Genomic DNA, 23615 nt, shown 5'->3' with positions numbered 1-23615 from the left:
GCCCACTATAAATAGTTGCTGCGTATAACTTATCTCTTTATCCATTAAGTGATTCATTGATACTGGTTAGTGCGTATATAAAAGGTGTGTGTATGAGCGTTGCTGGCAGGCTTGGTAGTATCTCTACCCGTATGCTGATTATTTTAGCGTTGGCTTTTTCACTTATTATCCTCATGGTCTACTTGGTCATTGAAACCCAAGGTAAGCCGCGCATTATGGAGATGACTTCAGAGACCGTGGTTGAAACAGGCAACGAAGTCATCAATAGCATCATGGTGAGTATCAACCATGTCGATGGACTGGCAAAGGCGAGCAGCACGATGGCGGGCGGTCTACCTAAAGAAGATGCACTCTACCAAGAAACCTTTGGCAACCTCATGCAACAAATGGATCAACGAATTGTCGGTGGCGGCGTGTGGTTCGACCCAAATATGTATGCCCAAGGTCAAGAGCGTCAGTCTTTTGTATGGGCGCGTGATGATTCAGGCAGCATGCAGTCAGTAACGCGCTATGACCAAGTGAGCCAAACGCCCAATGCTTATTATCGAGATTGGTGGTATATCCCAGCGATGTATGCCAATCATGATCACTGTGTCTGGAGTCGGGCATACATCGACCCCACGAGCAATCAGCCGATGATGACTTGTGCTAAAGCGTTGTACAACAGTAGCAATCAAGCGTTTGATGGCGTGGTGAGTTTTAACTTATTATTGGACAATCTTGATGCCGCCATGAAGAGGTGGCAAGAGAAAATAGGCGGCTATGTCTTTTTGGTTGATTTGGACAATCGATTTTTGACCTTTCCTAAGCAGTCGCTCGTCACGCAAACGACGGCCAACAATCCGCAAGGTGAGATGATGAACGCCAGTCAGTTGGCGACTATCAATCCGAGCTTTGCGCCTATCGCGGACAGTTTGGGTCGCATTAACGATACGCTCATTGATGATGCCACTGCCAAAGATAAAGGTCGTTTTACGTTAGCGGCTCGTAGTATTTTGAGCACAACCAATCTGGGCAAAATAAGTGAGCAAGAGTCTGAGTTGCTCTCAGCGTTGCTTTTGTTAAATATCGATCAAACTTTCAATTTAGTCGACAGTCATCTGGTCGATACCATCGCTGTACCTAATGATTTTGTCTTACAGCAGCCAGCCACCGCCTTTGTCTTTCGCATGCCATTTACTTATTGGAAAATGGTGATTGTAAAACCCAATAGTGACTTGCTCAGCGTTGCAAATGCGCTATCGAACCAGCTGATTCAGGCCATGCTACTGGGTTTTATCCCTATTTTATTATTAACGGCATGGGTGTTTCGTAAGTATTTTACTCGTCCATTACAACGTATGTCGCTTTTGGTGGCTGAGATGGGCGCTTTGATTGAACAAAAACAATATCAACAACTACTCGCACATAAGCTGCCCAACTCAAGCGTGAGCGAAATTCAAATCATCAGTGAGCAGACCAACCAACTGATTGATCGTGTCGTTGAGAACGAAGGCGCGCTTGCTGAAATCAACGTCCATCTCGAAAAACAAGTCGCTGCCCGTACCCAAGATCTACAGCAAGCGATGGATGAGTTAAAAGCCTCGCAAGTACAATTAGTGCGCTCCGAAAAAATGGCAACCTTAGGACAAATGGTGGCTGGGGTGGCGCACGAAGTCAATACGCCACTGGGCTATGTCCGCAGTAATATCGAATTGGTCGGTGATAACCTGATGCGTTTCGATGAACTGATCAACCATACTGACCAGCTATTGCAGGCGCTAAAAGACGCCAATGCTGACCAAGCGCAAGTAACACAATTGACGGCTCAAACCCTAGAGTGCTGTGAAGAAATCAAAGAAGATGAAGTCAGTGAAGATTTGGCTGATTTGATCAAAGACAGTTTGTACGGGGTGGATCAGATTGCTGAGCTGGTGGTAAGTTTGCGCGATTTTTCTAGAATTGATGAATCAAAAGTAAAAGACGTCGATATCAATGACTGTATCAATACCTCGCTAGTCATGGCGCGCAACAACCTTAAAACCTTAGATATTGCGACCAACCTAGCGACACTGCCGCTGATTCAATGCAACCCCTCGCAAATCAACCAAGTGCTGTTAAATTTATTCAACAATGCCGCTCAAGCCATAGCGCCTGATCATAAAGGCGAATTGCACATCATCTCAGCGGTCGATGAAGCACAGCAACAAGTCGTGGTTCGAGTCACTGACAATGGGGTCGGCATCAACGAGCACACGTTAGACCGTATTTTTGAGCCGTTTTTCACGACCAAAAAAGCAGGTGATGGGACGGGTTTGGGGCTGGCGATCAGCACACAGATTATGGAGCAGCATGGTGGCAGTATTGCAGCGACCTCCATTGTCGGCGAGGGCACAACTTTTACTATTGTGCTGCCAATACAGTCGAAAACTTATGAGAATAAACCCTCCAAAGCCTTGTTTGAAGGTTGAAATACTTCTCACCATTTACCCAAAGAGAGCATCATGCAAAAACCAAAAATTGCCTTTATCGATGATGAGCCGCGCATTTTACGCAGTCTAAAGATGCACTTTCGCCAGTCACACGATGTATTTACCACCACGGATGCCACTGAGCTTATGAAATATGTCAGCGAGCACGATGTACAAGTGGTCATCAGTGACCAACGTATGCCTGATAAGCAAGGGACGGAAGTCTTGCGTGATGTTAAAGAAGCGTCACCCAATACCATTCGTATCTTGTTAACAGGCTATGCGGATCTCAATGCGGTGATTGACTCGGTCAATGACGGAGAGATTTACCGTTATATCACCAAGCCTTGGCAAAATGATGAGCTCAAAAAGATCGTAAATAAAGCCACAGAGATTGCTCAGCAAACGCAAGATATTACCCAAAATATGAAGCAAGGTGATGAATCTCAGAGTTTTATGAATGCTAGTAGCAAAAGGAATATACTGGTATTAGATGATGATGAGAGTATTTATCAAGAAATAAAAAATCAGTTTAAAAGTACTTATACAGTGAGCTGGGCAAGCAACCTCGAGCAGGCTGCGAAGTTATTACAAAAAAAGAAGTTTGGTGTCACCATCACGGATGCGACGCTCAACGAAGAAAATATTACTCCTATTGTCTACGCCCTAAAAAATATCCAGCCCGATCTGATGGTGCTGATGTTGACTGAATTTAAAGACGCTCACATGGTGATTGATCTCATCAATAAAGGTCAGGTGTATCGCTGTCTGCCACGTCCTACCAACTTCTCTATCATGAGTATCAGTCTGGACCGCGCGTTTGAGCATCACGAAAAACTGGTACAGCAGCCGATATTAGCAACTCGTCATCATGTTGAAGAAGTGCCAGAAGCTGAGACTTTTAATTTTTCTGAAAGATTGAAGGGTTTCTTTGCCAAGTTTAGAGGCTGGCGCATGATGATGTAAGATATTCTGATTAAGATGCTATATCAGGTCAGCATATGATTGAGCATTATCTTTAATAAAGAATAAATACCCGTATTTATAAGAATTTGCGTGACATAATTACGGTATCGAGTGATAGGCTTATTAAAACAATACGTTTATGTTTCTTATGATCATTATTAGACCGCTAATCACCATTAGTATCAGCAGCATTATTCTAAACTGACTAATACTGATGCCAGCCAAAAAGTGCTTGCCAATGACGTTGCCAATAACGGCACCCAGTCCTAATACAATACCATACACACAGATCTTGACTGTGAGTATGCCAAAAAAGGCGTAGCTGACGACTTGTACAATACCGACAAAAAAAGAATTCGCCGTTTTGGTCGCAATAAGATTCTCTTTTTCTAGACCTGCGTTCATATAAAAAGGGTTAAGAATGGGACCTAGGCCACCCACCAACGTGCTCATAAAGGCAATGAAAAAGCCCACAGGTACAAAACCTACTTTTGGCATATCAAACGTTTTACTTACTTTACCGAACTTGTATTGGAAAATAGTAGAGACTAAAAACGCACCTACCAATAACTGAATCCAGCCTGCATCCAAACGACTAAAGACCAATGCCGCCAAACACGCTCCTACGATAGCACTTGGCACATAGTATTTGGTCAATGACCAATCAATATCATGCCAAAATAAATAGAGCCGCGAGGCATTACTCATAAAGGTAGCCACGTTGATCACAGGCGGCGCAACCGCAGTCCCTATCATCGAAGAAGTGACTGGTATCAGCAGCATCGCACCGCCACCACCAGATATCGTAGAGATAATAAAAGCGATCATACCAGCACTGAATAGTCCTACTAAGTGCCACGTTGGAATGGTTTGCAATAAATCTAAAACAAGGGGCACTATAAAATCCTATTTCATGAGTGACATCAAGTAGTGATGTGTTGCTAATGTTGGACAGCTGACAAAAAAGTGAGGAGTGTTAAAGGCTTGTCCCTAATAACTATTGAAAGTATGGTAAAAGTATCTCTAAAAAAACGGTGGCCATACCTGAGTATAACCACCGCCGGAGAGACATTTAGAGACGAACTAGCAAAAACTTATGCAGCAGTCTTCTTAAAGCGTTTACGATACATTTTACGAATGATTGGCATAAAAATCATGACAACGACCAGACCCCATAATGATACGGTGATTGGGCTGCTCCACAGGATAGACATCTCACCTTGAGAGATAGAGAGCGCACGACGTAGGTTAGACTCCATAAGCTCACCTAGTACATAACCTAGGATAAGGGCTGATAGAGGGAAGTGCAGTTTACGTAAGAAATAACCAAAGATACCAAGTCCTACCATGAACACCATATCAAACGTTGTACTGTTGATAGAGTAGACACCAACCTCTACCATGTCAAGGTAGGTCGACCAAAGCGTATATTCTGACAATATCTTATACGCATTGATATTAATAGCCTGTAAATGTTATACGATCAAATAATCACGATGTAAATTATAGTTTAATAAAATTTAACTCGTATTTAGGAACTGTATTTTTATAGTGTTTTTACCTCCACTCAAGCTCTTCTTAGAACAAAAAAATATGTGTGTTCGTTGAGAATCTATTCCTATTGCATCTACTATTGTCGTTTTTGAAGGGCTACATATTGTTTCTATTGCTTAATCTCTGCATAATATAAGGAGATTACTGTTCTAATCTCTGCATATCTCTGGGGAACGTATGAAGCATACTACTTATATTCATGAACATCCAAACTGGACTGAATGGCAATGGTCGGACAAGAAGCTATTGCCACTCGTCAGTCGTGTGCGGATATTACAAGGTCGTTTATTAGGAAAATTGCTAACGCTAGGGTTTGAGTTAAATGTTGAGGCGCAATTAGATGCTGTGACTTTAGAGATTGTCAAAACCTCTGAGATAGAAGGGGAGTCTCTAAATAACGATCAAGTGCGTTCCTCAGTTGCACGGCATTTAGGGTTAAATAATGCCAGTATGCCAACGACTACTCGTGAGATCGATGCAGTGGTAGAGATGATGCTAAGTGCTACCTATCGTTATCAACAGCCGCTATTGTTCGATGATTTACTCGGATGGCATCGAGCATTATTTCCAGATGGATATAGTGGGCTTTATCGTATTCAAGCAGGCAGTATCCGTGATGATAGTAAAGGACCAATGCAAGTAGTGTCTGGTGGGTATGGTCGTGAGCAGGTTCATTTTGTTGCACCCAGTGCAGATAGGTTGCCAGATGAGCTAGACAAATTTTTATTATGGTTTAACACTTCGCCAAATAAGCAAGAAGATATAGATTTGGTCATAAAAGCAGGTATTGCTCATTTATGGTTTGTGACTTTGCATCCATTCGATGATGGAAATGGACGACTAACACGAGCACTCACAGAACGAATGCTGGCAAAAAGCGATAACAGTGCCCAACGCTTTTATAGTATGTCAGCGCAAATCCTTAAACAGCGTAATGACTACTACAAAATACTAGAGCGTACGCAAAAAGGTGATAAAGATATCACGGATTGGTTGATGTGGTTTTTACAAACGCTAGAGCAATCCCTCATTGTAGCTCAAGAAACTACAGATAAAATTATCAGTAAGGCGGGCTTTTGGCAGACGCATCGACAGCATGCTTTGAATGACAGGCAGGTGAAAATGTTAAATACTTTGCTGACTGATTTTTATGGCAAACTCACCACTAAAAAATGGGCGACCATGACTAAGTGTTCTATAGACACGGCACTAAGAGATATTAATGATTTAATAGAGAAGGATATGATGCAAAAATCTGTAGCATCAGGGCGCAGTACGAGTTATGAGTTGGTTTTATGATAAAAACTATATTGTTCAAGTCTGCTATGGCAGCAATAAAGTATACAAATAAGCGGTAATAGAGACAACCCATTCAGTGACATAATATGAGTGGTTCCATTATGAAGGTCTAAAATATTCGATACGATAAGGAAGTCTTAACTTTATAAGAGGGTTACATTTAGAAGGTCTTCTTTGTATGTACAAGGGATCAACATAGAGTCCAAGCTGATTGTTCAAGAGGATAAAAGCGCTTAGACTTTGCTATACATCTACTATGCAGTTATTGATTGTAGAAAATAAAGCAAGATGCCTTATTCCTGTGTGATAAATGTGCATTGTCATTTTAGTGTTGATTTATAAATAATCACAAATAGCTTTTCTAATCTTGTTTAATATCGATAACTTACTAGCAGACATCAATCTCATTAATTTATTAGGGGATGACAAAAGGTTTGATGAAGAATAAAACGGCCTTCGACTCTTAAAATCAAAGGCTGCTTTAATAGTCTAGAAGGTAGTATGTGCTAGACACACAAATACCTAGTTATATTTTACGATGACATCGCTACCCTCAAGCTCTACTTTATACGTGTCGAGTCTAATGCTTTTGTCATCTAAACATTGACCTGTGGCAAGATTAAAGCGTTGCTTATAAATAGGTGAGGCGACATATAGCACATTTTCATCAGAGCCATCCTCGTTGGTAATAGTGGTGCCGCCAATCAGACCTCTAGACAAGACGTTGGCTTGACTGAACGGATCATAATTATCAAGCGCAAATAACTGTGTTTGCTTGGTGCAAAAAATAGCCACTTGTTTGCCGTTTACGAGCGCACAGACACCTGTCTCGGGAATAATATCATTGATTTTGCATACAGTGAGCTGAGTCATCAGAAGATCCTTAATAGTAAAATATAAATGAGACCAACAACAAAAAATGCTTTTTAGCGTCTAATATTAATAGACGCTGACACGTTAAGATTACGCCAATTCGGTCACTTTGATTTGCGTCTTTTCGATATCGGTTGCAGGGCGAATCTGCTCTCGCTCAGTGACGAATACCACATTGTCATCGCCTTGCTCACTATTCACAAAATGGCGGAAACGTTTGAGTTTTTCGCTATCAGTAATGGTGGCTTTCCATTCACAAACATAGTTGTCGATGAGTAATTGCATCTGTGACTCTAGCTCCTCAGCGATACCTAAACTGTCCTCAATAATGACTGCCTGTAGATACTCAAGTCCACCTTCAAGGCTCTCGCGCCATTTGGATGTACGCTGAAGCTTATCTGCGGTCTTGATATAAAACATGATAATACGGTCGATATATTTGACAACTGTATCCGTATCAAGATCCGTTGCGAATAGCTCGCCATGACGTGGGGTCATGCCACCATTACCACAGACAAAGAGATTCCAGCCGTTTTCAGTGGCAATAATCCCAAAATCTTTGCTTTGCGCTTCAGCGCACTCACGGGTACATCCAGATACGCCCATTTTTATTTTGTGTGGTGAGCGTACTCCTTTGTAGCGGTCTTCTAGTCTAAGTGCTAAGCCCACGCTGTCATCGACACCGTAGCGACACCAGTTGTTGCCCACACAAGATTTCACTGTACGCAGAGATTTACCATAAGCATGGCCCGTCTCAAATCCAGCATCGACCAGTTGGGTCCAGATATCGGGCAGTTGGTCTAAACGTGCGCCAAATAAGTCGACGCGCTGACCGCCAGTGATTTTGGTATATAGATTGAACTCTTTGGCGACTTGTCCGAGGATGATGAGTTTATCTGCAGTGATTTCACCGCCAGGCACGCGTGGCACGACCGAATAAGTCCCATCTTTTTGAATATTGCCTAGATAGTAATCGTTGCTGTCTTGCAGTGGCGTGAGTTCGGGCTTGAGTACATAATCATTCCAACAAGACGCCAAAATAGAGGCGACGGTTGGTTTGCAAATCTCGCAGCCATGACCACTACCGTGCTCATCTAATAGCGCATCAAATGTCTTAATGCCTTGTACTCGAATCAAGCTATACAACTCCTGACGTGAGTAAGCAAAATGCTCACACAGATCATTATTGACTTCAAAACCAAGCGCGGTTAGTTGATAGCCCAATGTGTCTTTTACCATAGGTGCGCAGCCGCCACAGCCGGTACCAGCACTGGTACATGATTTCACCTCTGCCATGGTATAAGCACCGTCTTCAACGGCGGCACAAATAGCACCTTTGGTGACGTTGTAACAAGAGCAAATCGTGGCGCTATCGGGCAGGTTCTCGATACCCATGGTGGGTTTTTCTACGTTGGGTAGGATCAGGCTTTCAGGATGGGCAGGCAGGTCAATATCGTTTAGAAATAGCTGCAAGAGATTGTTGTAATCCTCAGTGTCGCCTACCAATACAGCGCCCAATAGCCGCTTATTGTCTGCTGTGGTTACCAGTTTTTTATAGATACCCTCAGCAGGGTTTTGGTATAAATAGCTCAAACTGTTCTCTGTTGCACCGTGCGCATCACCGATACTGCCCACATCGACGCCCATCAGTTTGAGCTTGGTGCTCATGTCAGCGCCTGTAAAGGTCTGAGCGTGATCGCCTGCGATTTGAGCAGCGCAAATACTAGCCATGCTATAACCTGGTGCGACCAAGCCAAAAACGGTGTTGTCCCATACGGCGCATTCTCCAATGGCATATACATTCGGGGCACTGGTACGGCAGGCTTCATCAATCAAAATACCGCCACGGGTGCCGATTTCAATACCGCATTCAGGGTTGCTTTTGATAATGCCATCTTGCGGACGAATACCCGCACTAAAGACGATCATGTCGGTATCGAGCGACGTATCATCAGCGAACTGCATGGTTAAGTGACACGATGCTTCATCCGACAGGGTATTGTCGATAATGGTCTTAGTATTTTTACCTGTTAGTACTTTGACGCCAAGGGCTTCAATTTTACGCTTTAAAATATCACCGCCAGCAGCATCAAGCTGTACGCCCATCAGCTGAGGCGCAAACTCGACTACGTAAGTCTCTAGTCCTAGTGTGACTAGGGCTTTGGCGGCTTCAAGACCCAGCAGACCACCACCGACCACGACACCTTTTTTAACTTTTTGCTGCTCAGCAGTACTAAGAATATCATCCAAATCTTTAATCGTACGATAGACATGACAGTGCCGATGCTCGCGCCCTGGAATTGGCGGCACAAACGGATAGGAGCCTGTTGCTAGTACCAATTCAGCATAGTCTATCTGGGTACCGTCTTCCGTGCTGATACATTGATTGGCGGCATCGATGTTTGTGATTCGCTGATTAAGATGCAACTGAATCTGAGCATCCTCATACCTGCTCAAGTCCACTAAGTTTAGTTTACTCACATCTTTATGTTCAAAATAGCTCGATAGATACACCCGGTCATAAGCTGGGCGATCCTCTTCAGCAAATACGTGAATCTCAAACTGATCGTGTAAGCCTTGCTCTATGGCTCGCTCGATAAAGTGATGTCCCACCATGCCGTTACCAATCACCACTAATTTAGCTTTATTCATCGTACTTACTATAGTGCTACTCATATGCCTATCCTCAGTAATGGGTTTGCTTAAATACTTTCATCTAATGTCCCATCCAAAAGTCGCAAGTTAATTTTTAGATGGTTCAATGATAGATAGTCGTTAATACTTAGATGCCTATAACTATTAAGCCCTCAATAATCGTGCCAAACACAATTAATGACATTCAATTATCGAACCCTTATATAGTTAAAAAATATGTAGCCTTACCAGTTTATAAGGTCATGCCAGTACTTTTGGTGATGCTATTTTCTGTTGTAAGTAATTGCTTAATATGATCTTTTTAATAGTTGTCATTTACATCCTATGCACCAAAATAGTGACAAAAATGCACCAATTTGGTTTTGATTGTTACTTTAAAGGTGCATCGCTTACTTTACTTAATCGAGAGGTAATTTAGTTTTATCTAAGCAATATTATTTAATTGGGATGCCTTTAGAGCCATCTGGTACAAAGCGTAGCCCTATTAAAAAAGATGATGCTTTATATCTATGTCAATTTTATATTTGCAGCTGGCACATCCATTGCACTCTCTTAATGGTCGCAACTGATAAGTTTCTGACTCATAACGTGTTTTTATAACTTTAATGTTAGCCATTTGAGGAAATCGTCTATGCCTTCATCGAAACCTGATGTGCCAAATAAAAACAAGCTGAATATCTTTTCTTTTAGCGGTAAAAACAAAATTCTCCATCTTGGGTGGATGGCGTTTTTTTTCACCTTTTTTGTGTGGTTTAACCACGCACCATTCTTATCTGCGATAGGGGAGAGCTTGAACCTCACCAAAGACCAGGTAAAAACCTTATTGATATTAAATGTTGCCTTGACTATTCCAGCCCGAGTCATCATCGGTATGTTGACCGATCGCTTTGGTCCGCGGCTTGTTTACACTGCAATTTTAGCCATTGGCGCTATTCCCTGTTTCACCTTCGCTTTTGCGCAAGATTACAATACGCTAGCGCTATCACGCTTTTTGTTAGGTTTCGTTGGTGCAGGGTTTGTGGTCGGTATTCGTCTCATGAGTGACTGGTTTCCTGCCAATGAGCTGGGTACAGCTGAAGGTATCTATGGGGGCTGGGGAAATTTCGGCTCTGCCGCCGCGGCACTGCTACTACCGACAGTCGCTATTGCGGCCGCTGCCATTTTCGGCGGTGAGGAAGGTTGGCGTTATGCAACGGCTACTTCAGGGTTGGTTATGATGCTCTATAGTGTGATTTTTTATAAGATGGTACGTGATACCCCTAAGGGTGCCACATATTTCAAACCTAAAAAATCGGGTGCCATGATGGTGACTTCATCAGGTGACTTCTGGCTCATGATGGTATTTAAACTGCCGATGTATTTGGCATTGGCCTTATTGGCGTGGAAATTATCACCAGCTGGTGTGAGTTTGCTGAATCAGGCAAGTGTCAACATTGTCTATATTGCGTTGGTGGTGTTATATGTTTATGAATTTATCAGTAGTTATCGTTTTAATAAAGAAGTATTCACCACGCCTGTGCCAAAAGCTCACCGATATGACTTTAAGCAAGTCGGTATTTTGAATATTTTATACTTTGCGACTTTTGGCTCAGAGTTGGCCGTGGTGTCTATGTTGCCGCTTTTTTATCAAGAGACTTTTAACTTATCGATTGTCATGGCAGGTGTCTTGGCATCAAGCTACGCCTTTATGAATCTGATGTCGCGTCCTGGCGGCGGCTGGTTGAGTGATAAATTCGGCCGTAAAATCACGCTGTTGATTCTTACCGCAGGTTTGGCTATTGGTTATCTGTTGATGGGTGTCGTTGACTCTTCATGGCCGATCGCACTTGCGCTGTTGATTACCATGTTCTGCTCTTTCTTTGTACAGGCGGGTGAGGGAGCAGTGTTTGCTGTGATTCCTTTGATTAAACGTAGTATGACAGGTCAGTTTGCAGGAATGACGGGTGCTTACGGTAACGTCGGGTCAGTGGTCTATCTAACTGTACTGAGTCTGGTATCGTATCAGGCATTCTTCTTTGTAATTGCTGCAACGGCTGTGGTTGGCTTCTTGGCGCTGTTTTTATTAAAAGAGCCTGAAGGCGTTATTATTGAAGAGATGCCAGATGGCAGCTTTGCTCAAATACAAGTGAGCTAAATTATGCATGAGAGCGTCAAACAAGCGCCTAAACAAACAAATCAAGTAAGCAGTCATAATGCGGACGTTGCATTGTGGCTGCCTGATTTTTGTACGATGGCAGGGCGCAAAGCTGAGAACCAAGATAGCCTACTCATAACGACCTGCTTGCCTTATGGGTTCCCATCGTTATCATCGTCAGCGCATAGTGGCGATCATCCCTCTTTTACAGCGCCTTTATTGGTTCTAATGGCTGATGGGGTCAGTGCTTGCCAGTTTCCCAAACAAGCCAGTCAGTCAGTGATAAACACGGTGACACACCATATCACCTCAAAACTTGCAGAGATGGTACAGACAGATAGGGTGCAAGCAAATGAGATATCAAACGAATCTCAAGAGCAATCGCCAAATCCACTACACCGTTTTGATGACGATCAAGTTGCCATCGTGATTAAGGAGGCGGTGCACCAAGCCAATGATGCGCTTTATTTCCCGCAAACGTATGAGCGCCTGCCAGCTTTATTATCGACTTTATCAGGATTGCTATGCATAGGCGACCGTATTCATCTGTTTCATACGGGCGATTCTCGTATCTATCGTATCGGTATCGACAGTATGGTGCTATTGACCAAAGACCATCATATCCACCACGGACGGGATAAAGGAGCACTGTCTGCTGCTATCGGTGCTGATACCCGAGTTGAGCTGCAACAGTCGGTGTTTACCTTGCATCAAAACGAGTGTTTGGCGCTCATGACTGATGGGGTTTATGAGTCTATCGCGCCAGCAGAGTTACAGTTTGAGCTGTGTGCTGCGGTACAGGCCATGCATCAATCAGTGGGATGTCCCAATCAAATCATTGACCATCTTCAGATGAGCCAGCGCTTATGTGAGCACGCCTTTAGCGAGGGCAGTTACGATAATCTCAGTGTGATCATGCTGGGTATGAACGATGTAATCACAAAGAGCAAAACGCACAGAGAAACCGACAACGGCATTGCGCTTGATCAAAGTGTGGATAGCGAGAGTAGTCACGCTCAGGATATCAATCACTATCGCTTACCAACGGGCTTGGCAGTAGGGGCACAGATTGATAGTTTTGTGGTCAAAAAAATCATCGCGCGCACAGCTCGCAGTGAGGTGTATTTAGTAGAGGATGATGACCAGCATGCATTTGTTTTGAAGTCGCCAAGTCTCAACGTCATTGCTGATGGGCATTATCTACGTGAGTTTTTAAAGGAACGCAAAATCGGTTTGAGCCTGTCCAAGCACAAACGTATTGGTGAGCCCGCTTACAATCAAGTGAACCCCAATAGCGTATCCTCCCATGATCCGCTTTTAACCAGTGATGTCTCTAAAAAACTGAGTGCGACCTTTAATGCGTCTAATGCATCGGGGCTTTTGCGCTACTACCCAGTACCTGCCAGTAGCACTTATTTATATCATTTAACGGAATATATCGAAGGGGAGAGCCTACGAGTATTTATGGATCGTCAAGCCCCTTGTGATATTTGGCAAACTTACGATTTACTTACTAAGATCGGTATGGCGGTCCGTGTGATGCATCGGAACTATCTACTGCATCAAGATATCAAGCCTGAAAATATATTATTAACTCAATCAGGTGCGGTCAAGTTAATCGACTTTGGCTCTGCTAGCTCCTCCATACTAAAAGACAGTACGCGTCCTCCTAATGGTGATTTGCACTACGCTGCACCAGAATACTACACCGATGCCCCAAAAGGCGTGCATTCTGATTTGTTTTCCATTGCCGTGATTGGTTATGAGTTACTTACAGGTGAGCTGCCATTTAGCTCGCAAGAGTTGATGAACCCATCCGCCTCACTGATCGTACCTGCCGAGCGCCTGCGTCAAAACCGAGTGCCCGCTACCAGCCAGCAAGCGTTGATGCGTGCACTACACTCTAGTACGCAGGCAAGGTATCAAGCGATTGGCGAGTTCTTACAAGACTTTAATCCTGATAATAGTAACGATACCAGAGACCCTGAACCGCTGATCATACGTCATCCCTTATTGGTTTGGCACAGCATTTGCTTTATTCAATTTGTCATTATCATATCGTTGCTGATTTATTTTTCATAAAACCTTGTTAAACGTAAATAGTACGACAAGCCATTTTATTCAACGCTGCGTGTTGCGGCTAAGGAATGATTTTCCTATGTCACTTGATTCACCAGAACCAACCCATACTGCTTTCTCTACCAATGCTTCTTCTTCTAGACGTCAGACTACTGCGGGCATCGTTATTATAGGCGCTGGGATGGCAGGCAGTCGTTTTGCCATTGAGCTGGCACGTGCCCAGCAGCAAAGCAGCCAAGAAAAAGGCGCAGCTCATTTACCCATCACGCTGATTAGCAAAGAACCGCAAGTGGGCTACAACCGTATCATGCTGTCACCAGTACTTTCAGGAGAGTCGGTTTTTGAAGAGACATATTTATACGAGCTAGCAGAATATGAGCAATTGGGTATCACGGTATTGGCTGGCACGTCGGTAGATGCAATCGAAACCAAGCAACAGTGTATTGAATTGAGTGATGGACAAGTCCTAGATTATACCGAGCTGGTGCTGGCTACTGGCTCGCAAGCTCGCGTCATCCCTTTTGCCAATCATGATGCTAAGGGGGTTCATGTATTTCGAGAGATTGCTGATGTGCAGGTATTGACGGAGTACGCGCGCCAAGCAAAAAAGGGTCTTGTCATTGGTGGCGGGGTGCTGGGTCTGGAAGCCGCTTGTGCTTTGGCGTCTCAAGGGGCAGATATGACAGTGGTTCATGTCGATAGTCATGTTCTCAACCGACAGCTTGATATGCCCGCCGCTCATCTGCTACAAGCAGAGCTCTTCAGTCGAAGTGTCAAGCTGGAGGTGTTAGCCAACACAGAATGTATTACGGTCAATGATCAACACGAGGTTAATGGTCTGTTATTAAAGGATGGTCGCACACTGCCAGCAGACTTTATTGTCATGGCCGTTGGTGTCATCCCCAATACGACACTGGCCCAGCAAAGCGGTCTTGAGGTTAACCGAGGTATCCTTGTAGATAACTTTATGCATACGAGCTGTCCTCATGTCTATGCGATCGGTGAATGTGTCGAGCTGGACGGGGAGCTATTCGGGATGGTGGCTCCTGTCAATCAACAGGTCGATACTTTGGTGTCTGTCTTAAAAACGCCACGCATCTCAAGTCGCAAGACAGCCAATAGTAACTCACAACTAAATAAATCTAAAAACCACTGGCGTCCCTTTATCAGCAAGCCTTTATCTTTAAAATTAAAAGTATCTGGCATCGCCGCTTTTTCAGCAGGTCAGATTGCTTTTGATGATAGTGAAATGGCACAGATAGAGCGCGTGGTTTATCAGCAAACGAGCCTCGATCATTATCTTTGTCTCTACATTAAAGAAAGCAAACTTATTGGCACGGTACTATACGGTGATGTGAGTGAAAGCGGGTTTTATAGTCAGCTGATCACTGATGGCAGTGACATATCCTCGATAAAAGAAGACCTTATCTTTGGCGAAGCCTATTGCGATGTAGAGAAAATAGAAGCAGCTGAGCCCGAATCTGCCGCGCCAAGTGACGCACACCTAATAGGAGAGGCCTCATGAGCAGCACCATCTCAAATGATGAGCAAGACCTCAATGTTGTACCGTCCTCTCGTATTACGATTTACACTGAGGATTTGGTCAGTCCGATTCGTACCACTTGTCCTTACTGCGGCGTAGGCTGCGGCGTACTAGCAAACATCGATGAGGCAGGTGTAGTCAGCGTGACAGGCGATCCTGAGCATCCAGCAAACTTCGGTAAACTCTGCTCAAAAGGCAGTGCATTGGCACAAACATTGGGCACTGAGCGCAGGTTGACTCAGCCTTATTATCAAGACAAACAGCGATCAATTGCAAAAGGACAACCAACAGATAAGCAGCCTGTCGAGTGGGAGGTAGTATTGGATGATATTGCCAGTCGTTTGAATAACACTATCGCGACACACGGGCGTGACAGCGTAATGTTTTATGTGTCAGGGCAGCTGCTTACAGAGGATTACTACGTTGCCAATAAGTTTATTAAAGGCTTCATTGGTAATAATAATATCGATTCCAATTCGCGTCTTTGTATGTCCTCAGCAGTTGCAGGGCATAAGCGTGCTTTTGGTGCAGACTTAGTGCCTAGTAATTATGAAGATTTAGAGTCTTGTGATTTATTGGTATTGGTGGGCTCCAATATGGCGTGGTGTCATCCTATCTTATTCGGACGGTTTTTAGCCGCCAAAAAGCGTGATCCTAATAAAAAACTGATCGTGATTGATCCGCGTCGTACTGATTCTTGTGAATTTGCCGATTTGCACGTGCCCATCACTGTTGGCACGGATACGCACTTATATAACGGACTGCTGCATTATCTTGAGCAAGAAGGCTGTGGTGATAAAGACTATCTTAAGCAGTGTCAGGATGTCACGCCCGCCTTAGAGGCCGCAAAAATATGGACGATTGATAAAGTGGCGACGGCATGTGGTATCAGTGCGGATCTGGTACAGGAGTTTTATGCGCTGGTCGCTGCAAATGATAAAACCGTCACGGCATTTAGCATGGGTGTCAACCAATCTGCAAGTGGTACCGACAAGGTCAATGCCATTATCAATACTCACTTGTATACTGGGCGAGTGGGCCGAGTAGGTGCAAGTCCGTTTTCACTCACCGGTCAGCCAAATGCGATGGGCGGGCGCGAAGTCGGTGCATTAGCTAACCTGCTTGCCGCGCATCTAGACCTAGACAACGAGCAGCATCGTCATTTGGTGGCTGATTTTTGGCAAGCGCCGCAACCGCTTGCCGCAGAAGTTGGGGTAAAAGCTTGCGATGCTGCTGATGCCATACTAGATGGCCGTATCAAAGCCATCTGGATTATGGCGACCAATCCTGTCGTCAGCTTGCCTGAGGCTGATAAGTTTCGCCGCGCATTGGCTACCTGTGATTTGGTGATAGTATCTGACTGCTCCGTCGACAGCGATACGGTTAAGTGTGCAGATATTGTTTTGCCTGCACAGGGTTGGGGGGAGAAATCAGGCACAGTGACCAATTCGGAGCGCCGCATCTCGCGCCAGCGGGCGTTAATGCCTGCACTCGGACAAGCAAAGCCTGACTGGTGGATACTATCGCAAGTCGCTAAACGCATGGGTTTGACAGGGTTTGATTATCAGCATCCTAGGGATATATTTAATGAGCATATCGCCCTAACTGCTTATAGAAATGATGCCAGCCAAGATATATCAGCGAGCAATCAACCGCGCCATCTTAATTTAGCAAAAGATCTTTCGCCAATGGTAGTAGGGGCGATAGCATCGATAGAGGAAAGCCCAAACCATCTTAAGCAGCAAAATAAAAACGTATTCTCTTTCAGTCACGACGCATATGATGTCATGACACCGTTTCAGTGGGGCGGCGCACGTATTACACCTAGCAAAACGAAATTTATTGCCATTACGCCTCCCAGTCACGCCAGTATACCCAATAGGCATACGCAACGATTGAGCTTGAAAAGCGCTCATAGTAAAAAAAATAACGGCAGTCATACGTTTCATCAGAATGACTCATTAGACCTACGGCTGATTACAGGTAGGCTTCGCGATCAATGGCATACGATGACGCGCACAGGACTTGCACCGCAGCTCAACCAACACGAGTCTGTACCAACACTCACCGTACATCCAAATGATGCCAAGCAGCTCGGTGTTGACCAAGGCGATTATGTACAGCTACGTCCCTGCTATGAGAAAAGCTATGAGAAAAACTATGAGAAAAACTATGAGAAAAACTATGAGAAAAACTATGAGAAAAACTTATCAATACATAGCCAGCCGCAGCGCATGGTTGCCAGCAATACAACTACAGACAGTCAGGTGCTCGCACAGGTTGGCATCAGCGACAGTATGAGCGTAGGCGATGCCTTTATGCCGATGCATTGGAGCAACGCCTTTGCTCGTTTTGCTCGCGTAGGTACGCTGATCCCAACGGTCGTTGATCCGCATTCAGGACAGCCTGAATTAAAAAATTCTGCAATCAGCGTAATGCCTGTACCGATGAAAACTTATGGCAAGATTTTGGTGCATCCTGATCTACAAGACACCATGATAGTGCATCTGCGTGAGACTTTATTGGATTTTGAGAAAGAGTCTGAGGATCAAGGAGTGCTGATATCTTCTTCTGATACAAATACAACTTCTGAAAGATCAAACTCATTACCCGCATTGACATGGAGTTTAAGTCGTCAAACCAATAGCGTCTTGATTACTTTAGCCAGTCCTATAGACAAAGTCGTCAGTAAACTGCTTGACCCTGAGTACTGGCAAAATTTTATCAATGCCTATCAAGCATCTCTCACCGATAAATCGATCAATAGTGCCTTTACTTGCAGCAAGCAAGCAAAGCAACTTCGCTTCGTCTCGACGCAGGTAGAAGCAAATAATAAAGCGATAGATCGGGCATCGATTAGTACGTCAAAGTCTGACATACCAAGCGATCAGCTACTACTAAGCGTTTGTTTTGCACCGCAGGTGGCGCAGCTACCCAGTATTCATTGGCTTAACAATTGCTTCGCCAGTACTGATGCGATACCAGAAAATCAACGCTATAAGTGGTTGCTAGCAGGTCGTCCAGCGACAGGGTATGTTGATCCAGGTGCATTAGTATGTTCATGTATGGCAGTTGGAGAGAATATTATTATCGAGACGATTACCAAGCAGCAGTGTATGAGTGCCCATGCGGTTGGAAAGGCATGCCGAGCAGGGACTAACTGCGGTTCATGTGTGAGTCAAATTAATGCCTTGATCGATAGGTATGCGTCTTAAGTAGTGTTTGTTGCAAAGTTTGATCGTTAATATGGCATAGGGCTTGCACCGTATTTTATATGCTCTTCTTTTCTTAGGTATGCCATTGTTAGGTGCAGAGTTGCGCGTTATTAACAGTGTTATTAGGAGTTATTACCATGACTGATTCATCTACCTTCATTGCCGCATTAACTTCACAGAATTTACCCAATATAAATTGTCATATTAGAGTGAGCGATGAGCCATTAGGTATAGAAAAAAGTGTGAAAACGGGCACGGTACATTTGGTTGGTGCAGGTTCTGGCGATCCTGAGCTACTCACGTTAAAAGCATTACGAGTAATGCAAAAAGCAGATGTCGTGCTCTATGATAGTTTGGTTTCAGAGGATATTTTAGATATGTGTGCGCTGACGGCAGAGAAGATATTCGTCGGTAAGCGCCGTGCCAATCACGCGCTACCACAAGAAGGTATCAATGAGCTACTGGTCAAATATGCGTTAGCGGGTAAAACGGTCGTTAGGCTCAAAGGGGGCGACCCCTTTATTTTTGGACGAGGTGGTGAAGAGCTGCAAGAAGTGGTGCGTCATGGTATTCATTTTGAATCTATTCCTGGTATCACTGCTGCTAGTGCGGCTGCAAGCAGAGCAGGTATTCCATTGACACACCGTGATCATGCACAAGCCGTGAAGTTTGTAACAGCATGCAAAAAATCAGGTGCACCTAATAATGACTATGATGAACTTTTGGACAGTACGCAAACCGTTGTCTTTTATATGGGGTTGAATCGACTAGATGAGATGACCCAAGGGCTAATTGCCGCAGGGCGCGACAGTAATACACCTTTTGCTGTGATTAGTCATGCCAGTTTGCCAACGCAGCAGCTTCTTATCGGTACGCTTGGTAATATCGCGGAGCAGCAAGCTGAGGCAAAACTGCCAACACCTGCGCTATTGATTATGGGTGATGTGGTTAATTTATATCATGAGTTTGCAAACTACAACCTTGGTGCGTTAGGCAAAAGTACCTTTATTGACGTTCAAAACGTTGTTAGCAGTCATGATTTAGTCAGTAATTTGGAGGTTGTCACGTAGGATAGAAGCATACTAGTGCCAAGCGATAATAGTGCTTAGCACTTTTATAGTATGTCAGCGCAAACACTTAAACTGAACCGCCCCGGTATTGTCGGAGACTTAACATTCTGAGAGAATACGACAATGAAAAGACAAACCTACACTCCTGAGATTAAAGAACGCGCCGTCCGTATGCTGATCGAAGCAGCAAACGACTATCCCTCCACATGGGCAGCCATTCAAGCCATTGCCCCTAAGATTGGCTGCACGCCTGAAACCCTGCGCTCATGGCACAAGAAGCATATAGATCAAACTATCCCTGCATCGGTACAAGCTCAAAGCCAAGAGCAACGTATTAAAGATCTTGAACGTGAGAACAGAGAGCTCAAGCAAGCCAATGAGATTATACGTAAGGCTGCCGCTTTTTTCGCCCAGGCGGAGAAGGGCCGTCCACCGAAATAATGGTCACATTTATCGATGATCACAAGCAGAAATACGGGATCGAGCCAATCTGTAGAGTACTACCGATTGCCCCATCAACCTACTACCGTACTAAAGACTTGGAGAGTTACCCTGAAAAGCGCTCGTTGCGTCAGCAGCATGACGATTATTATATCAACGAGATTAAACGCATCTGGCAGGACAGTAAATGCCGTTACGGTGTTCGTAAAGTCTGGCAGCAGATGAAGGCAGATGGTATTCATGTGGCTCGTTGTACGGTAGAGCGTTTAATGAAGCAGTATGGTATGCAAGGTATCTGGCGCGGTAAGGGCAAGATCACCACCAATAGCCGTGATGACCAAAAATGCGCTGATGACCTGATTAATCGTAATTTTAATGCCCATCGTCCTAATCAGCTATGGGTAGCTGACTTCACCTATATAAAAACAACTAGCGGCTGGGTATATACCGCTTTTATTATTGACGTGTTTGCCCGTAGCATTGTCGGTTGGAAAGTATCTAATCGCATGAACACGGATATGGTTATGGCTGCGCTAAATCAGGCGATAGCAGACAGGAACAACCCTAAGGATGTCATTCATCACAGTGATCGAGGGGTTCAGTACTTATCCATTCGCTATACTGACAAAATGTGTGACTCTGGTATCATCGCTTCTGTCGGCACGACTGGTGATTCATACGATAATGCACTGGCTGAAACGGTCAATGGACTCTATAAATATGAGGTAATTGACTATTTAAAGGAGAATTGGACTGGCGTTAATGATGTTGAACTGGCAACCCTCGAATGGGTGGACTGGTTTAATAAAACACGTCTGCATAGCACGATTGGTTATGTGTCACCCTTTGAGTTTGAAAAGCGGTATTACGATAATTTAACCCTGTCAGGCATCGCTGCCTGACTCAAGCAAATCAGCCTCCGATAAAGTCGGGGCGGTTCACAGTGTTTGTTTAGGCAGTTTTATATTAGAGACGCTTAACGCATAAGTAGCCATCAGAGTAGCAAAGTGATTGTAATACTCAAAGCTCCGCTCAGGCGATAAGTGCCCCATAATACCTGAGAGAGCATACCAGCGATCTTGTCCCTTGTTATGCTCCCCGAGTAGGCCTTCTTTTATACGCAGTACGTCGCTTTTGTCATAATCGGTGAGTGCCTCTACGAGATCTGAATGACCTACTAGCGCTAAAGATAGGTTGCTCACTGCCGTATGCCTAAACCCATGAAAGGTATGCTCTGCTACATTATCATCTACCGATATGTCTTTTAAGACTCGTTTGAGTAACTGCAACGGAACATGGTCATCAATAGGGCGCTGATCCGATGATAAGGTAAAGATAAATTTGTTTGAACTCTCGCCAATATTACTCTGCACAAAATTAATAAAAAAATTCAGCTCATTAGGTTTGAGGAGAGCAAATAAGGGAACGCGGCGAATACTACTTTGAGTCTTAGTTGGACGGTAGCTATTGGGCCTGATTACCACTGAGGGTACAGCTGTTTTTAAGCCTTCGATGTCATTATACTTAAGACCCAATAGCTCTTTTTTACGCATCCCAGTACGATAGACTAAGATAAATAAAAGCGCGAACATCTCCCGCTCCAATATATCTACAGAACCCAGTATCTGCGTAATAATGGCTTGGTACGCTTGCGGTGATATCAGCTCCGCACGTACACGCCGACCATTTTTGGACTGCTGGAAATTCACAGAGGGAAGGTTGTATTTGCTCTTGGCAAAGTTGTGCATACTCTTTAATAAATTGGCAGAATATCCAATATCAGTATGTAACTATCCCCTAAACTAACACAGCTCAAACGTAGAATTTCTTATAACATACCCATAAGGAGTTTTGATATGAGCAAACGAATGACTGAGACCCAAATCGTATCGATATTAAAAGAAGCAGACGCTGGAATACCTGCTAAAGAGCTGTGTCGTAAATACGGGATTGCTAGCTCGACTTTTATAATGAGGAACGTTAAGAAACAGTCTGGGAGACTGTTTTAGTGACGCAAGACGAAGCGATAGCGAAGTTAGATCTAAGTATGGCGGTATGGAAGCCTCTGATGTCAAACGACTAAAAGAGCTTGAAGAAGAAAACCGTAGGCTTAAACAGATGTATGCTGACTTAAGCCTTAAAGCACAAATGCAGGAAGATATCATAAAAAAGCTATAGCGCCTGTACCCGAGCGCAAAGTCTGGGCGCAAGAATTGCAGGCGCAGTATGATGTCAGCATTGCAGTGAGTTGTCAGGTTGTCTGCATGAGTCGAACCGCTTACTACTATAAGCCTAAGCTATCTGATGATAGTGAGATTATTGATGTCTTAAACAAGCTAACAGATAAGCACAATCGTTGGGGCTTCCCTAAGTGTTTTAAGCGTATACGCAAGCTTGGCTATTCATGGAATCATAAGCGAGTACACCGTGTTTATACCGCGTTAAACTTAAACCTACACCGTAAGTCTAAAAGACGGCTACCAACACGTCATCCTCAGCCGTTAAGTGTGCCAAACGCATTGGGCCATACTTGGTCAATGGACTTTATGAGCGACAGACTACACAACAATATTCGCTTTCGAACCTTTAATGTGATTGATGATTACAACCGTGAAGTATTAGGCATTGATATTGGTACCAGCATGCCTTCACTCCGAGTAATTCGTTACCTTGACCAGCTAGCCGAGTGGCATGGTTACCCTAAGCAAATAAGGGTAGATAACGGCAGTGAGTTTACATCTAGCACATTCACTGATTGGGCATCAGCTCATGGTGTCTATGTTGACTATATTGAGCCTGGCTGTCCTTATCAGAACGCTTACATTGAAAGGTTTAATCGCAGTTATCGCAATGAGGTTTTAGATTGCTACCTTTTCAACAATTTAAACGAGGTCAGTCAACTGACTGAGGAATGGATCACGGTTTATAACACCGAAAGACCCCATGATTCACTTAATGATATGACACCTGCCGAGTACAGACAGGTGGCTTAATTATTCTACGATGATGTTGTGTTAAGAATGGGGTATTTACATCACTAATACGAAATCATGTACATTTTCTAAGTCACCTATGCGGTGATGAAGGCGAGCAAACAATCACCTGAAAAGAACACTACTTTCTAAGTCACCTATGCGGTGATGAAGACCGATAGCAGCATCTTTGAGTGCTTTTATGTTTTCTAAGTCACCTATGCGGTGATGAAGGTCGAGAAGTACGATAGCTGTCTTAGTATTGATTTCTAAGTCACCTATGCGGTGATGAAGTAGCGGTTAATGGCAACATCGGTATTCTTATTTTTCTAAGTCACCTATGCGGTGATGAAGGGGTAAACGC

14 protein-coding genes, 1 pseudogene, 1 CRISPR repeat array and 1 other annotated feature (1 of these 17 cut by a window edge) are annotated in these 23615 nt (G+C 44.1%); of the genes and pseudogenes, 10 read left to right on the top strand and 5 right to left on the bottom strand.

Annotated features, from left to right (window positions below; translation table 11 throughout):
- Positions 1 to 92: 92 nt before the first annotated feature.
- Together NJD71_RS09015 and NJD71_RS09010 are read left to right on the top strand one after the other, a co-directional pair.
- Complete coding sequence (locus tag NJD71_RS09015; RefSeq protein WP_319051633.1) at positions 93 to 2450, top strand: sensor histidine kinase; 2358 nt, start codon at positions 93 to 95, stop codon at positions 2448 to 2450.
- Between the two features lie 33 nt (positions 2451 to 2483).
- Entirely contained in the window at positions 2484 to 3416 is a 933-nt protein-coding gene (locus tag NJD71_RS09010; protein ID WP_319051632.1) for a response regulator, read from the top strand.
- A 123-nt stretch (positions 3417 to 3539) separates the two neighbouring features.
- On the opposite strand, the gene NJD71_RS09005 is transcribed toward NJD71_RS09010, so the two are convergent.
- Both NJD71_RS09005 and NJD71_RS09000 read right to left on the bottom strand, forming a co-directional pair.
- Positions 3540 to 4313 (bottom strand): sulfite exporter TauE/SafE family protein, encoded by a 774-nt coding sequence (locus tag NJD71_RS09005; RefSeq protein WP_319051631.1) that lies wholly within the window; start codon positions 4311 to 4313, stop codon positions 3540 to 3542.
- A gap of 197 nt (positions 4314 to 4510) precedes the next feature.
- A complete protein-coding gene (locus NJD71_RS09000) occupies positions 4511 to 4873 on the bottom strand; it encodes a tripartite tricarboxylate transporter permease (protein ID WP_336623810.1) in 363 nt (120 codons plus the stop codon).
- A gap of 274 nt (positions 4874 to 5147) precedes the next feature.
- Between NJD71_RS09000 and NJD71_RS08995 the strand changes: the two genes are divergently transcribed.
- Positions 5148 to 6269, top strand: a complete 1122-nt coding sequence (locus NJD71_RS08995; protein WP_319051630.1) for a Fic family protein — start codon at positions 5148 to 5150, stop codon at positions 6267 to 6269.
- Between the two features lie 522 nt (positions 6270 to 6791).
- Here NJD71_RS08995 and nirD read toward each other — a convergent pair.
- Both nirD and nirB read right to left on the bottom strand, forming a co-directional pair.
- Positions 6792 to 7142, bottom strand: a complete 351-nt coding sequence (nirD, locus tag NJD71_RS08990) for a nitrite reductase small subunit NirD (RefSeq protein WP_201559461.1) — start codon at positions 7140 to 7142, stop codon at positions 6792 to 6794.
- Positions 7143 to 7232: 90 nt separating this feature from the next.
- Positions 7233 to 9818, bottom strand: coding sequence for a nitrite reductase large subunit NirB (gene nirB, locus NJD71_RS08985; protein ID WP_319051629.1), 2586 nt, complete (start codon positions 9816 to 9818; stop codon positions 7233 to 7235).
- Between the two features lie 610 nt (positions 9819 to 10428).
- On the opposite strand from nirB, the gene NJD71_RS08980 reads away from it, so the two are divergent.
- From NJD71_RS08980 to NJD71_RS08955, 6 genes are all read left to right on the top strand, one after another.
- Complete coding sequence (locus NJD71_RS08980) at positions 10429 to 11931, top strand: NarK family nitrate/nitrite MFS transporter (RefSeq protein WP_319051628.1); 1503 nt, start codon at positions 10429 to 10431, stop codon at positions 11929 to 11931.
- A gap of 3 nt (positions 11932 to 11934) precedes the next feature.
- A complete protein-coding gene (locus NJD71_RS08975) occupies positions 11935 to 14013 on the top strand; it encodes a protein kinase domain-containing protein (protein ID WP_319051627.1) in 2079 nt (692 codons plus the stop codon).
- Between the two features lie 76 nt (positions 14014 to 14089).
- Positions 14090 to 15535, top strand: a complete 1446-nt coding sequence (locus NJD71_RS08970; protein WP_319051626.1) for an NAD(P)/FAD-dependent oxidoreductase — start codon at positions 14090 to 14092, stop codon at positions 15533 to 15535.
- Positions 15532 to 18768: a nitrate reductase gene (locus NJD71_RS08965; RefSeq protein ID WP_319051625.1), complete on the top strand. Its 3237-nt coding sequence runs from the start codon at positions 15532 to 15534 to the stop codon at positions 18766 to 18768. The genes NJD71_RS08970 and NJD71_RS08965 overlap by 4 nt, the downstream gene beginning before the upstream one ends.
- 137 nt (positions 18769 to 18905) lie before the next feature.
- Positions 18906 to 19838, top strand: coding sequence for a uroporphyrinogen-III C-methyltransferase (gene cobA / locus NJD71_RS08960; RefSeq protein ID WP_319051624.1), 933 nt, complete (start codon positions 18906 to 18908; stop codon positions 19836 to 19838).
- 123 nt (positions 19839 to 19961) lie between these two features.
- Positions 19962 to 21181, top strand: a protein-coding gene (locus NJD71_RS08955) for an IS3 family transposase (RefSeq protein WP_442967664.1) whose coding sequence is annotated in 2 segments (ribosomal slippage) — positions 19962 to 20238 and positions 20238 to 21181 — 1221 coding nt in all. Because the reading frame shifts where the segments join, the coding sequence is not laid out codon by codon here.
- Positions 20237 to 20353: a sequence feature (AL1L pseudoknot), on the top strand. It overlaps the preceding gene by 117 nt.
- Before the next feature lie 36 nt (positions 21182 to 21217).
- On the opposite strand, the gene NJD71_RS08950 is transcribed toward NJD71_RS08955, so the two are convergent.
- On the bottom strand, positions 21218 to 22027 hold the full coding sequence (locus NJD71_RS08950) for a tyrosine-type recombinase/integrase (RefSeq protein ID WP_319051621.1): 810 nt from the start codon (positions 22025 to 22027) through the stop codon (positions 21218 to 21220).
- A 108-nt stretch (positions 22028 to 22135) separates the two neighbouring features.
- Between NJD71_RS08950 and NJD71_RS08945 the strand changes: the two are divergent.
- A pseudogene (locus NJD71_RS08945) lies at positions 22136 to 23272 on the top strand (IS3 family transposase).
- Between the two features lie 65 nt (positions 23273 to 23337).
- Positions 23338 to 23615: direct repeats of the CRISPR family, unit length 28 nt; unit sequence TTTCTAAGTCACCTATGCGGTGATGAAG; it runs 830 nt beyond the window's last position.

It is taken from the genome of Psychrobacter sp. PP-21 (assembly GCF_033790785.1).
GTDB lineage: Bacteria > Pseudomonadota > Gammaproteobacteria > Pseudomonadales > Moraxellaceae > Psychrobacter.
The sequence above is the reverse complement of the archived record's forward strand: the minus strand, read 5'-3'. Positions and strand labels throughout refer to the sequence as shown.